Below are 13,406 nucleotides of genomic sequence, written 5' to 3'. Positions count from 1 at the left end.
ATCCGGCCCGGCCGGATACTCCTAAGGAGCCGCACCCATGAATTCCCTTGTTCAAACGCTGATTCTCGGCCTGCTGGTCGGCGCTCTGTACGCGCTGATGGCGTCCGGACTCACCCTGATCTTCGGGGTGATGCGGGTGATCAACCTAGCCCACGGCGCCTTCGCCGTGCTGGCTGCGTTTCTCACCTACACGCTGTGGCGCAGTCTCGGACTCGACCCACTACTGTCCATTCCGATCGTCATGGTCGTGATGTTCGGATTCGGCTGGCTGGTGTACGTGCTGGTGATCCGGCACGTGCGTGGTGCCCACGTCACCATGACGGTGCTGGCCACCTTCGGAATCGCGTTGATGCTCGAGGGAATCATGGGATTCATCTGGGGCAACACCTCATCCACGGTGGTGGTGTCCTACACCGATGCCTCCTTGACCCTCGGCTCGATCTACATCCCGCAGGCGATGCTCATCGCCGCCGTGATCGCGGTCGCGGTGATGGGCGGTCTCTACCTGCTGCTCAATCACACCTGGGCCGGACGGGCCATCCGCGCGGCATCATCGAACGAGAGCGGCGCACTGCTGGTCGGGGTCAGTGTGGCAACCATCGCCGCGCTCACCTTCGCCATCGGTGTGGCCACCCTCGGCGCCGGCGGCGCGATGCTCTCGACCATCTATCCGTTCCTGCCCGGCACCCACTACCAGTGGATCGCCAGGCTGCTGGCGATCGTCGTGCTCGGCGGTCTGGGCAGCCTGCCCGGCGCCATCCTCGGCGCGCTGGTGATCGGCGTCGGTGAGATGGCGGCTACCGCGTACGTCGGCGCCGCCTGGCCGGTCGCCGTTCCGTTCCTGGTGATCATCGTCGTGCTGATCACCCGCCCACAGGGCCTCCTCGGCACACGCCTCAGAGAGGACGCGGTCGCATGAGTGATTCCGACACCAAATCCCGTCTGCTCGACCCTGCCGTGCACAAATGGGCGAGTCGCACGGTCATCACGGTCGCGGCTGTCGTGATCCTGCTGTTCCCGTTGTCGCCCAGCATGTCTGCGCAGAACATCGTCATCTTGTCCCTGGTGCTGGCCATCGGCGCCAGCGGGCTGAACGTCATCACCGGTTTCACCGGATACCTTTCGCTGAGCCAGGGCGCATTCATCGGTATCGGTGCCTACGTGGGAGCCATCCTGGCCACCCGTTTTCCGGAGGTGGAGCCGTTGCTGTGGGCGCCGGTGGCCGGCGTCGTCGCCGCGATCGTCGCGATGCTGCTCGGCCTGGTCACCTACCGGTCCCGCGGACCCGCGTTCGTCATCATCACGGTGGCCTTCCTGTTTCTCATCCAGTTCGTCGCGATCGAATGGGTCTCGGTCACCAACGGCACGGCGGGGATGACTCTGCCGCTGCCGGGCTGGCCGAACTCCTGGGGCAACTGGCCGTTCCATCTGTCGCTGGTTGTCCTGCTCGGGCTCTCGCTGCTGATGACATGGTGGATCCGCCGGACCAAGTTCGGGATGGGCTTGATCGCCATCCGTGAGGACGAAGGCAAGGCCGGCACCATCGGGGTCAACGCCCCGGTCTACAAGCTGTTGGCGTTCGGGCTGTCCGCGCTGTTCGTCGGGATGGCCGGTTCGGTGTACGGGTACTACCTGTCCTTCGTCGACCCGATCGGCATGTTCTCGATCATCACCAGCGCGCTCATCGTGCTGGCGGTGATTCTGGGCGGACGCGGCACGCTGTGGGGTCCGGTACTGGGCGCCTTCATCATCCAGCCGGTCAACATCTACGCCAACCAGGCTTTCGGCGGCGGAAACGCCAGATTGGTCCTCTTCGGCGGACTCCTGGTGCTTTTGGTGATCGTGCTGCCCAAGGGCATCCTGCCGACGCTGGCATTGCAGATCGAGAAGGCCAGAGCCAAAGGCACCGTGGGGCTTTCCGGCGCCCGACTCAATCCGCTGGACCGCCCCCTGGTGCGCACCGAGATCCGTGGACCCGAGCCCACCGGCGACATCCTGCTGGAGGTTCGAGGCCTACACAAGAGCTTCGGTGGCAACCACGCGGTCAACGACTGCAGCTTCACCGTTCCCGAAGGATCGATCACGGCGCTGATCGGACCCAACGGGTCGGGCAAGACCACCGTGTTCAACCTGATCTCGGGCACCATGACGCCGGACAAAGGCGAGATCCTGCTCGGTGCAGAACACCTGGAGAAGCTGTCGCCGTGGTCGCGGGCGCACCGAGGTGTGGGCCGGACTTTCCAGATCACCAGGCTGTTCCGTGAGATGACGGTGCTGGAGAACGTCGTCGCTCCACTGCGTGACTTCTCGGTGCCCCAGCTCGGTCTCGGTGCGGTGAGCGGGTCAGAAGCCGCGCGGGCCGAGGAACTCCTGGAGTTCGTCGGGATGGCCGCCTACCGCGACGCCAGGGCCGGAGCACTGTCCTACGGCCAGCAGAAGCTCGTCGAGCTCGCCCAGGTGCTGATGCTCGATCCCAAACTGATCCTGCTCGACGAACCGGCCGGCGGTATCAATCCCACCCTGATCGAGCGGATGGGAGACCTTATCCGCGAGCTGAATTCGAAGGGCAAGACCTTCCTGCTGGTCGAGCACAACATGCCGTTCGTCGTCGGGTTGTGCGACCCGATCCGGGTGCTGGCCCGCGGTGCGGTGATCGCTCAGGGCACCCCGGAAGAGATCCAGAAGGATCCGCTGGTGCTCGATGCCTACCTCGGTGACGACTACCTGCTCGAAGCGCCGTCCAAAGGTTCAGTACCGGTGGTGGAGAGGAATCCGGCATGATCAAACTCGAAGGAGTGGTCGCCGGATACGGCGGCGGTAACGTCCTGCAGGGCGTCGACCTTGAGGTCGGTCCGGGAGAACTCGGCTGCATCGTCGGCCCCAACGGTGCCGGGAAATCCACAGTGCTGCGGGCGGTCAGCGGCATCCTCAAGCCCAGCGCCGGACGGATCCTGCTGGACGGCAGAGACATCACCGGAATGGCACCCGACGAGGTGCTCGGATGCGGCGTCACCCAGGTGCCGCAGAGCAACGGGCTGTTCCCGCCCCTGACGGTCAAGGAGAACATCCTGATGGGCGCCTACGTCATCCGTAGGCAGCGCCGGTTGGTCAAAGAGCGCTACGACCAGGTGCTCGGCATGTTCCCGCTGGTGCAGGACAAGACCGGAATACGGTGCGGCAATCTCTCCGGTGGTCAGCGACGCATGGTGGAGTTCGCCCGGTCGCTCATGCTCGACCCCAAGCTGGTCCTGCTTGACGAACCGTCGCTGGGTCTCGATCCGAAATCGCTGACGGTCATCGACGAAGCCGTTGCGATCATGCGCGGCAACGGAAAAGCGGTGCTGATGGTCGAGCAGAACGTCCGATTCGGACTCCGGATGGCGTCGTCAGGCATCGTCATGGAGAGCGGCCGGGTACTGCTCACCGGCCCGGCGCAATCGGTGCTGTCCAATCCCGAGATCGCCGATCTGTACTTCGGTGGTGCGGTGCACGCGCCCAGCGCATCCGACACCCCGGCCCCCCAACCGAGCGCCTGAAACAGAAAAGGAAAGCACATGTCTGCCTCGAACGTGAAAATCGGCTGGATCGGCGCGGGCCGGATGGGCGCCCAGCTCGTCATCCGCCTGCTGGACGCCGGTTACGACGTCACCGTGTACAACCGCACCGCCTCCAAGGCCGCCGCGCTGGCCGACAAGGGCGCCAAGGTCGTCACGCAACCCGTCGACCTCGCCGATCGTGACCTGGTGTTCGCGATGGTGTCGTCGTCGAAAGACCTGGAGCAGGTGATGCTCGGCGAGGGCGGGCTGCTCACCGGCACCGATTCCCCTCGGGTGATCGCCGACTCGTCCACGGTGTCTGCCGACATCAGCGCCAAGATCCGCGAGGCCGCCAACTCCCGTGGCTGCGACTTCCTGGCCACTCCGGTGAGCGGAAACCCGAAAGTCATTGCGGCCGGCAAGCTCACGGTGGCGGTGTCGGGCCCGCGCGAGGTGTTCGACTCGATCGAGCCGGTGCTCAACGTCTTCGGCCGCAGTGTGACCTATGTGGGCGAGGGCGAGGTGGCCCGGTTGGTCAAGATCGCCCACAACCTGATGCTCGGTGTCGTGACCCAATGCCTGGCCGAGATCACCGTGCTGGTAGAAAAGGGTGGCGTCACCCGCGCCGACTTCCTGGCGTTCCTCAACGACTCCGTGATGGGATCGACCTTCACGCAATACAAGTCACCGGCATTCGTGAATCTCGACTTCAGTCCCACCTTCACCATGGAATTGCTGCAGAAGGATTTCGACCTGGGTCTGGAGGCGGCGTACGCGCTCAGATCGCCGATGCCGATCGCTTCGGCCACCCGGCAGATCGTCGCGCAGGCCGCGGGTGCGGGGGTGGGTGTCGAGGAGGATTTCGCGACGCTGTTGCTCGAGGTCGCCCGCGGTGCCGGCATCGAGCTCAAGCCCGAGAACGTCTCTGTCGATGACGGCCTGACCCCGGTGCACTCGTGACCGCATTGGTCGCCCCACCGGTGGCGGCGCGTCAACTCGGCGCACCCGGTCACATGGGCGTGGACTACGAGCAGCGGGTGGACTTCGCGCGGCTGCGCGACTACCGGATCGGCCGGGCGAAGGCCGCACTGGAGGCCAGCGGCTGCGGCGCTTTCCTGCTGTTCGACTTCTACAACATCCGCTACACCACCCAGACCTGGATCGGCGGTGCGTTGGGCGACAAGATGATCCGGTACTGTCTGCTCGCTCGTGACGCCGAACCGATCCTCTGGGACTTCGGCTCGGCCGTGCGACACCACAAGCTCTACAGCCCGTGGCTGCCGCAGGAGAACTGGCGGGCCGGGTTCCTCGGCTTCCGCGGTGCCGTCGCTCCGGACGCAGGCCTGATGCGTGATGCGGTGACCGAGATCAAGGGCATCCTGGTCGAGGCGGGCCTGGCCGATGCGCCGATCGGTATGGACATCGTGGAGCCACCGTTCCTGTTCGAGATGCAGCGACAGGGCTTGAAGGTCGTCGATGCCCAGCAGAGCATGCTCGATGCCCGGGTCATCAAATCGCAAGACGAGATCATGCTGCTCAACCAGGCCGCGGCCATGGTCGACGGGGTCTACCAGGACATCGTCGACGCGCTCAAACCCGGTGTTCGGGAGAACGAGATCGTGGCGCTGGCCAACAAGCGACTCTACGAGATGGGGTCCGATCAGGTGGAGGCGGTGAACGCCATCTCCGGTGAGCGGTGCAACCCGCACCCGCACAACTTCACCGATCGCATCATCCGGCCCGGCGATCAGGCGTTCTTCGATATCATCCACTCCTACAACGGGTATCGAACCTGCTATTACCGGACCTTCGGGGTGGGCAGCGCCACGCAGAGTCAGCGCGATGCCTACAAGCAGGCCCGGGAATGGATGGACACGTCGATCGCGGCCATCCGACCGGGCGCCGGCTCCGACCAGATCGCCCGGTTGCTGCCCAAGGCGGAGGATTTCGGGTTCGAGAACGAGATGGCGGCCTTCGGTCTCCAATTCGCCCACGGTCTCGGTCTGGGTCTGCACGAACGGCCGATCATTTCGCGGCTGAACTCGCTGGACAACCCGATCGAATTGCAGGCCGGCATGGTATTCGCGATGGAGACCTACTGTCCGGCGTCGGACGGAACCTCCGCGGCGCGGATCGAGGAGGAAGTGGTGGTCACCGACGACGGACCGGTGATCCTCACCAAATTCCCCGCCCAGGAACTGTTCGTCGCCAACGAATACTAGGTGGGTAGCGTCATGCTCGCCGCAGGCGGACCAACAGAAAGTACAGTGCGCCGGCGACCAGGCTTCCCGAAAGCCAGGAAAAGTCGGTGTTGCCCAGCGCTGTCGCAATCGGGCCCTGCATGGCCGGTACCAGTCCGTACTGCCATGACCACCCTGCAATGATCCCGGCGGCCAGGCTGGTCAGTCCCGCGGCGTTGTATCGCCCGTGATTCGAGGAACCGGCCTCCTCGTAGAGCGTGGCGACATCCAATGTGCCGCGGCGGATCACAAAATAGTCCACCAACATGATCGCGGCCCAGGGGCTGATCCACACCAGGATGGACACCATCCAGTGGTCGAAGGCGTGGGCGAAGCTGTCGGCGCGGACGAAGATGGCCAGAACGGCCGAGGCCACCACTCCGGCCACCAGCGTGATCTTCCAGCGGGCGGCACGCACACCGATTGACAATGCGGCCAGCGAGCAGGAGTACAAGTTCAAGATGTTGGTCGCGATCGGGCCGTGAACAAGCAGCAACAACACCGGGATCGCCATCACGCCGAAGGTGCTGACTACCAGGGCCGAAGGATCGCTGCCGCTGCCCGCACTGGCCAGGCACGCGCCGAGCGCCGCCAGCCACACTGTGGGAATGTACATGCCCAACGACGATGACCAGAACACCGTCCGCGCGGAGGCTGAGACGCGCACGAACCGGCTGTAATCCGAGGCGTAGGGAATCCAGGTCAGACCCCAGCCGACGCCGATCGCGGTCAACAGCTGGGTGACGGCGGTGAACTTCTCGTCCGGAGCCAACTCGGTTCCGGCAAGGGACCAGTTGACGTCGGTCGTCATCATCGCCAGCACCGTCATCGCTGCCATCACGAGAACCGTTGCGGGCACGGTGTATTTCTCGAAACTGCGGATTGCGTAGAAGCCGTAAAGCGCCAAACCCAGCTGAATCGCCATGATCGCGGCCGCGACGACGATGTCGAGCCACGCACCACCGGTGACGCCAACTTCGGCCAGGACGGCCATCACCAGATCGAGCACCACCCACGTGTTGACGCCCACCCAGCCCATGGTCAGCAGGAACTGCACGACTCCCGGTACGGCGGCTCCTCGTCGACCGAAGGGCGCACGCCCCAAGACCATTTGGTTGACCGCGGTGCGGTGACCGATCACATTGAAGATGCCGAAGATCGTGCAACCGAGAACGTTGCCGACTGCGACCACCACGAGCGTCTCGACCAGACTCAGCCCCAGTGTGATACCCAGCGCACCCAGCACCCAGTTGATCGGCGCGATGTTGGCGCCGGACCAGATCCAGAATAGTTCCCAAGGTGAGCAGTCGCGACTGTCCTCGGGGATGGGTTCGATGCCATGCGCGTCGAAGGGCACGCCCGTATCGACGTCGGTGATCGTGGGTGAGTCGACGGGAGTTGTCGGCATTGGTGTCCTCCTCAACACGGGTTGGCTCATCAAAACACCGTGGCGACGACAAACGCAGTGTATAAATGTCCATCATCAGACGCTTCCAATGGATGTAGACACATCGATGTTGAGCCTGCAGTCCCTGCTTCACGAGTCGGCTTTGGAGTTGTCCGTGTCTGTTGCGGGCCCGGTCGGAGCTTTGCAGGGTGAAGTGCTCTGGCTGCACAACACCGAACTACCTGATCCGTCTCCGTACATCCGCCCTGCCGAGGCGGTCCTGACCAACGGATTGTGGCGCTCGTCGGTGTCCGCTGCGGAGTTCGTCGATGCCCTTCTCCGTGCGCGTGCGTCCGGCCTGATATTCGGTCTCACCGTTGAAATGCCGGATTTACCGGCTGATTTGGTTGAAGCTTGCACGGCGAAGGGCATTCCGCTACTGGCGTTGCCCATCGCAGTGCCCTTTACAGCTGTCACTGAGGCGGCTGCCCGAATCCAGGGCGCGGCACGCCAGGACGCCCTGACAAAACTGGTCCGACGCGGGAACGCGCTGGCGCTGTCGATCGCACGCGGCGGCGGTGCTCAGGGAGTGCTGGATGTACTACGCCGTGAGCACGACCTGCCGTTGCTGGTCGTCGATCGGCTGGGTCGGCGCCTGGCGGGCCAGACGCAGGGCGGCGGAACGGATGTCGACGGTATCGCCGCAGCAGCGTTGACCCGCCGCCCCCCGCCGCTCGAAGTCGCACTGCCCGGTGTCGGCATCGCGGCGGTATTTCTGATCGAAGGCGCGATGGGTGAGGTCGACGCGGGGCTCTTCTGCGCGAAGCCGCTGGCACAGTTGACCCAATCCGAGCGCGACGCCGTAGATCAAGCCGCCCGGTTCCTGAGTCTGGAGGTCACCAAGCAACAGGCCCTGCACGCCATCGAATCGCGATTCTCCAGCGAGCTGCTCGAAATGATATTGTCCGGCGCCGCCCGCGCCGGCGAAGTGAGGGACCGATTGCGGGCCTTCGGCATCGATCCATCCGCACAGCTCGCTGTCATCGCAGTCGTGGTCGGTGACGAACCCGTGCGTCCGGCCGGTTCCACCGATGAGATCGAGGCATTCTTCCGTGGCCGCGGCCTTCCGGCGGTCGTGGTGGCCGGTAGCCAAGACACGGTGGTCGTCTTTCCCTGGTCGGGAACCGGGCCCGACGTTGTCGGCCTGTGTGACAATCTGGTCGCCGCCATCACCGAGGTTGCTCCCCGCGACCGCGTTGTCATCGGAATCGGCTCGCTGGCAACCGATTCCGCCGCGCTTCGGGAGCCGCTGATCGGCTCGCGGGAGGTCTGCCAGGTGCTTCGCCGGCGCGGAACCGACTCGCGCGTTGGCACATTCGCCGATGTCAGTACCTATCGGATGCTGCTGGGGTTACATGATCGCAGCGTGCTGCGCCGCTTCGCCGATGCCATTCTCGCCCCGCTGCGGGGCCACGACGAGCAGCATGGTACGGAGCTGGAGCGCACCCTGCGTGTCTTCCTGGGGCAGGATGGCCATTACGGGACCACCGCCGCCGAACTGTACATTCACGTGAACACCCTGCGAAACCGGTTGGTACGCATCAGCGAGTTGGCCGGACGTGATGTGGCGCGACTCGAAGACCGGGTGGACCTGTTTCTGGCGCTGGAGGCCGACGCCGTGAGTTGAAAGACTCAGTCGGGGTAGATATCCGGTGTCACCGGCGGCGGAGTGAGGACGCGGGGTTGTATCGCGGGGTCGGCGTTCACTGCGTCAGCCACCTCCCGGCATCGTGCGAACCGGACATCCCCGAATGACAACGCCTCCTCGATGACCCCACGCAGTGCCACGATGCGGCTGGGCCGGCCCGACAGAAACGGGTGCACACACAGGTTGAACAGACAGCGGTATCGGCGCATGGCGGCCAGCTCGGCTCGCCACATCTCCGCCACCTTCGCCGGTGACTCGATCACCGCGCCGATGTGCGGGTCGGGCAGATACGCATACTGCTCCCAGTCGTCGAGCGACCAATGCACGGGAAGCTCGACGATCGGCGTCGTGGCGGTGGCGACCAGGTAGGGACGGTCGTCACCCATCAGCGACGAGTCGTAGGCCAGGCCGTAGTCGGCGATGATGTCGGGCGTCTGCCAGCTGGCACCCCACAGTGCCGCGCGGTGTCCACGGATCTCGATATCCTGTGCCGCGAACACCTCCAAAGCGCGCTCGAAGTCTTCACGTTCCTCGGCTGCCGTCATGGTGGTCGGTGAGCGGTGGCTGTAGGAGTGGTGTGCGACCTCGTGCCCACGCTGCGCAATCGACGCCGCCAAACCGGGACGATGCTCAGCAACCCAGCCGGGGATGAAGAACGTTGCCGGCACCCCGAGCTCATCGAGCATGTCGAGAATTCGCGGTACGCCGACGTCTGGGCCGTACGACTGGTGTGACATCGTCATCAAGTGACCTGCGTAGTGACGGCCCTGTGCCAGGATCGGGGTCTCAGCATCGACGTCGAAGGTCAGGATCGCCACGGCAGCGGAATCGCCGTGCCATGGTGTCGTCATCGTCGGGACAACCAAGCCTGGGCAGTTGCGATGGTCGCCGTTGGCGAGAGCATTCCGTGGTCGAACTTGTTCAGCTCAGTCGCGGACGAAACTCGCTGCGGGAAATCTGGATTGGCCAACGCCCCGCGGCCCAGGGACAGCAGATCTGCGTGCCCGCCCTCCAGTACCACGGCGGCCTGACGCAGGTCATGCATACCGCCGTTGGCCATGACCGGCAGCCCCGTCGTCTCTCGCGCGAGCGCAGTGATGGTGCGGTCATCGCCCAGGCGGGCCGTCTCGATGAAATCGCGTCCCTCGCTCGCGATGTGCAGATAGTCGACTTCTGCCTCGGCCAGACGGGAGAAGATGACTTCGGCATCGGCGGCGCCTCCGGGCCAGCGATAGGTGAAGTCGTTGACCTTCGTCTGCGAAAGGCGCACACCGACGAGTGTGTCGGCGGCGACAGCATCGCGGATCTGGCGGACTATTCGCGATGTGAGGCGGATCCGGTTCTCGACAGGCCCGCCGTATTCGTCATCACGAGTATTGGTGTACTCGGTGAGGAACTGGTCGAGCAGATATCCATTGGCGGCGTGCACTTCAACACCGTCGAAGCCGGCGGCCTCTGCACGACGGGCTGCTTCCACGAAGCCGGCCACGGTGGCATCAATGTCGGCATCCGTCATGGCGCGCGGAGTAGGCCATGCCCCCGCCCCTCCGTACTCTTCGAGCATCCGTCCACGGGGCGCGATCGCGGACGGCGCGATGGTGTGCGCACCGTAAGCGTTGCCCTGCGAAAGCGCACCGGCGTGCATGAGCTGGGCGATGATCGGCGCCCCCTGAGCATGCACCGCGTCGGTAACCTGCCGCCAGGCTGCGATATGGATGTCGCGGGCCAACCCGGGCTGGTTGAGGTAGCCCTGGCTGTGCGTGGCGTCGGTGTAGATCCCTTCGGTGATGATGAGGCCGAAGCCTCCCCGAGCAAAGGCTGCATAGTATGCGCCCATGTCCGTGGTGGCGGAACCGTCGGAGGTTGCCGAGACGCGCGTCATCGGAGCGACGACGAATCTGTTGAGCAGGTGGGTGCTTCCGAGCCGGAATGCGGTGAGTGCTGGATGAGGCGACACGATCAGTTCTCCTGTCAGGGGTTGATGTCTAGGGCAAGAGGCGTTGGATGCTCACCGTTGATGGGATTGAGGTCCATCGGGCACGCGGACACCACCACCACGCAGTCCATGGCAGCGGTGAAAGTGATGGCGTCGCCTGGACCACTGCGGGCAGGAAGCCAGCTCAGGTCACCGTTCGGGCTCACCGGGATGTTCATGAAGGCGTTGACGGGCTGCGGTATCAGAGTCGGGGTCAGCCCCCGCTCTGCCAGTGCAATGCGAAGATTGTCGGCACATGACCGGTGGTCGACGGCCCCGAGGCCGCGGTACCTCTCCGGATCGCAGGCGGCCACCAGCATGTCGTGGACACCGGGCGAGGTATCAGCGCTGAGCGTCAAGATCGGTCGACGGCGGTTGGTGACGAACTGCTCGCCCACCCGGGGGAACAGTCGACCGGTGGTGGTGCGGGTGTGTGATGCGGACAGGTACTCGCCGATGTCGTGCGCAGCGAAGGCGAAGACATCGCCTACCTGACCGCCGTCGACGTCAATGACCCGAAGTTGGTCGCCGCGGCGAAGTTCGACCGCGCGGCCCTGGCGGGCAGGCACCTCCAACTCGCGGATGGGGATCCTCTGCTTCATGAACGCATTCAACGTCGGACAGCGCGCAGTCCGTCATGTCGAATTGCACAGCGTTCCCATTGAGTGTTGGAGATTCATCCATGCCGGGCGGAGGAGTGTTGCGCATAATCTCCGCGAATGCATCTCGAAAGAGTCGCATCGCGTGCATTGGTGGAACACGTCCTGCAACGGAGCCAGTCGTCAGAGACGATGATCAGCGTCACGGCAGACCGCGCCCGGCGGGAAGCCGACGCCAGCGACGCGCGTCGCCGCCGCGGCGTACTCCGCAGTGCGCTGGATGGGGTTCCGGTGGCATGGAAGGATCTCTTCGACGTCGCCGGCACGGTGACGACCGCCGGTTCGCGGTTGCTGTGTGACGGTCCGGTCGCCGACCGCGACGGAGCACTGGTGCGTCGGCTCAGTGCCCTCGGGGCGGTGACGGTGGGCAAGACCAATCTCAGCGAGTTCGCCTTCTCCGGCCTGGGCATCAACGCGCACTTCGGCACCCCGCTCAATCCGCTGAATCCGGCGCTGGTCCCTGGAGGTTCTTCCAGCGGCGCGGCGGTGGCCGTAGCAACAGGGTTGGTGCCGCTGGCGCTGGGAACCGACACTTCGGGTTCCGTGCGCGTGCCGGCCGCATTCACCGGCTGTATCGGATACCGTGCCAGTCACCAGCGATACGGCCGCAACGACTTCCGAGCGCTGTCGCCGTCCTTGGACTGTGTGGGCGTGCTGGCACGCTCCATGGGCGACATCGAGATTCTGGACCGCCTGTTGTGTCCCGGGGATGCCGCAGCACCAGTGCGAGAGGCCGTGATTCCAGCGGGCGAGTGGGTAGACGACTGCACCCCCGGGGTTCGGTCGGCCTTCGACGCAGCCGTCGAACGGTTACGGGCCTGCGGGATGGTCGTCACCGTGCGGCCGATGGCATCGATGCAACGTGCGCAGCGACTTCTCGACCGTCATGGGACGATCGTCGCAGCAGACGCCTACTCTGCCTACGGCCACCTCCACGGAGTCGAAGCCGCCACGCGCCGCCGTCTGTTGCATAGCGCCGATGTCTCGGTTGGGCCTGTTCGGCACGCTATGGCATTGGAGCGGAGGAGCTTTCGGGAAGAGCTCGACGGCGCTGTACTGATATGTCCCACCGTTCGACACGAACCGCCGATGGTGCAGGCGCTGCTGGCTGACGACGCTGCCTACGACGCGGCGAACGCCAGCACTCTACGCACCACAATGGTGCTCAGCTATCTCGGCACTTGTGGTGTATCGCTGCCGTTGCCGAGCGCCGGGTTGCTGATCTCGGCACCTGAGGGTTGCGACGCCGCAGTGCTCGCCACCGCCGACTTCTGTTCCAGGACCGTCAAAGCTTAAGTCACGGGCTGCCGCGCGAGACCCGCAGCCGCTCGGCGACCTCCGGCGCCAGACCCGCCATGCTGTCGGTACCGAGGTCGCCGTGGCGCAGGTCCAGGGTCTTGAGGAACTTCTGCTGTCCCATCGTCAGTGCGATGAAATAGCCCAGCTCCACCAGTTCAGGTTCGGTGAAGTGACGGTGCAGTTCGTCCCAGAGCTCATCGTCGGCGAGATTCGGGTCCCAGACGATGGCCTCGGCCCAGCACAATGCAGCCTTCTCCCGGTCACCGAGCACCGTCGACTCACGGAACTCGATCACGTCGTCGAACTCGCGCTCGGTCAGACCGGCCTGGGCGCCGAGGTGGGAGCGCTGGCCGGCGCAATACCCGCACTCCAGGCTCTTGGCTATGAAAACCCGGGACAGTTCCTTGACCGGATGGTCAAGCACGCCTTCGCGGAACGTCTGTTGCCACGACGCACTGAACGTGCGCAGAACAGCGGGCACGTGTGCGCGAATGGCCTGACTTTCCAATCGTGGAGTGCCGAAGGTCCGGGACTGTTCGAGGATCGCGACCAGATCGGGATCGGTGACCTGCTCGGGGCGAATGTAGCTGATTCGGGCCATG

At 64.7% G+C, this 13,406-nt stretch carries 12 protein-coding genes; 7 read left to right on the top strand and 5 right to left on the bottom strand.

Annotated features, from left to right (window positions below):
- The first annotated feature begins 37 nt into the window (after positions 1 to 37).
- From ACNUDN_RS23000 to ACNUDN_RS22980, 5 genes are read left to right on the top strand one after another with little or no spacing between them, the layout of a single operon-like run.
- Positions 38 to 919 (top strand): branched-chain amino acid ABC transporter permease, encoded by an 882-nt coding sequence (locus ACNUDN_RS23000; RefSeq protein WP_419124044.1) that lies wholly within the window; start codon positions 38 to 40, stop codon positions 917 to 919.
- Positions 916 to 2,781: a branched-chain amino acid ABC transporter ATP-binding protein/permease gene (locus ACNUDN_RS22995; protein ID WP_419124043.1), complete on the top strand. Its 1,866-nt coding sequence runs from the start codon at positions 916 to 918 to the stop codon at positions 2,779 to 2,781. The genes ACNUDN_RS23000 and ACNUDN_RS22995 overlap by 4 nt, the downstream gene beginning before the upstream one ends.
- Positions 2,778 to 3,536 carry an ABC transporter ATP-binding protein gene (locus tag ACNUDN_RS22990; protein WP_419124042.1) on the top strand — a complete coding sequence of 253 codons (759 nt, stop codon included), beginning with the start codon at positions 2,778 to 2,780 and terminating at the stop codon, positions 3,534 to 3,536. Before ACNUDN_RS22995 ends, ACNUDN_RS22990 begins: the two co-directional genes overlap by 4 nt.
- Before the next feature lie 18 nt (positions 3,537 to 3,554).
- The gene (locus ACNUDN_RS22985; protein WP_419124041.1) at positions 3,555 to 4,496 is read left to right on the top strand and encodes an NAD(P)-dependent oxidoreductase; all 942 of its coding nucleotides are present in this window, start codon (positions 3,555 to 3,557) and stop codon (positions 4,494 to 4,496) included.
- Positions 4,493 to 5,758, top strand: a complete 1,266-nt coding sequence (locus ACNUDN_RS22980; RefSeq protein ID WP_419124040.1) for a M24 family metallopeptidase — start codon at positions 4,493 to 4,495, stop codon at positions 5,756 to 5,758. Before ACNUDN_RS22985 ends, ACNUDN_RS22980 begins: the two co-directional genes overlap by 4 nt.
- A 10-nt stretch (positions 5,759 to 5,768) precedes the next feature.
- Here ACNUDN_RS22980 and ACNUDN_RS22975 read toward each other — a convergent pair whose 3' ends face one another.
- On the bottom strand, positions 5,769 to 7,184 hold the full coding sequence (locus tag ACNUDN_RS22975) for a cytosine permease (protein WP_419124039.1): 1,416 nt from the start codon (positions 7,182 to 7,184) through the stop codon (positions 5,769 to 5,771).
- Here ACNUDN_RS22975 and ACNUDN_RS22970 point away from each other — a divergent pair.
- A complete protein-coding gene (locus ACNUDN_RS22970) occupies positions 7,156 to 8,850 on the top strand; it encodes a PucR family transcriptional regulator (protein WP_419124038.1) in 1,695 nt (564 codons plus the stop codon). The genes ACNUDN_RS22975 and ACNUDN_RS22970 overlap by 29 nt on opposite strands.
- 5 nt (positions 8,851 to 8,855) lie before the next feature.
- On the opposite strand, the gene ACNUDN_RS22965 is transcribed toward ACNUDN_RS22970, so the two are convergent.
- Genes ACNUDN_RS22965 through ACNUDN_RS22955 form a run of 3 tightly spaced genes read right to left on the bottom strand, consistent with a single transcriptional unit; the run spans position 8,856 to position 11,448 of the window.
- Positions 8,856 to 9,722 (bottom strand): polysaccharide deacetylase family protein, encoded by an 867-nt coding sequence (locus ACNUDN_RS22965; RefSeq protein ID WP_419124037.1) that lies wholly within the window; start codon positions 9,720 to 9,722, stop codon positions 8,856 to 8,858.
- Positions 9,719 to 10,828, bottom strand: coding sequence for an oxidoreductase (locus ACNUDN_RS22960; protein WP_419124036.1), 1,110 nt, complete (start codon positions 10,826 to 10,828; stop codon positions 9,719 to 9,721). The genes ACNUDN_RS22965 and ACNUDN_RS22960 overlap by 4 nt, the downstream gene beginning before the upstream one ends.
- Before the next feature lie 14 nt (positions 10,829 to 10,842).
- A complete protein-coding gene (locus ACNUDN_RS22955; protein ID WP_419124035.1) occupies positions 10,843 to 11,448 on the bottom strand; it encodes a DUF1989 domain-containing protein in 606 nt (201 codons plus the stop codon).
- Positions 11,449 to 11,565: 117 nt separating this feature from the next.
- Between ACNUDN_RS22955 and ACNUDN_RS22950 the strand changes: the two genes are divergently transcribed.
- Complete coding sequence (locus tag ACNUDN_RS22950) at positions 11,566 to 12,801, top strand: amidase family protein (RefSeq protein WP_419124034.1); 1,236 nt, start codon at positions 11,566 to 11,568, stop codon at positions 12,799 to 12,801.
- A 1-nt stretch (position 12,802) separates the two neighbouring features.
- Here the strand turns inward: ACNUDN_RS22950 and ACNUDN_RS22945 are convergent, their stop codons facing one another.
- Entirely contained in the window at positions 12,803 to 13,405 is a 603-nt protein-coding gene (locus tag ACNUDN_RS22945) for a carboxymuconolactone decarboxylase family protein (protein ID WP_419124033.1), read from the bottom strand.
- Between the last annotated feature and the right edge of the window lies 1 nt (position 13,406).

The sequence above is a fragment of the Mycobacterium sp. smrl_JER01 genome (assembly GCF_048513595.2).
GTDB lineage: Bacteria > Actinomycetota > Actinomycetes > Mycobacteriales > Mycobacteriaceae > Mycobacterium.
Note: the sequence above shows the minus strand (reverse complement) of the source record. Positions and strands in the feature narration are given on the sequence as shown.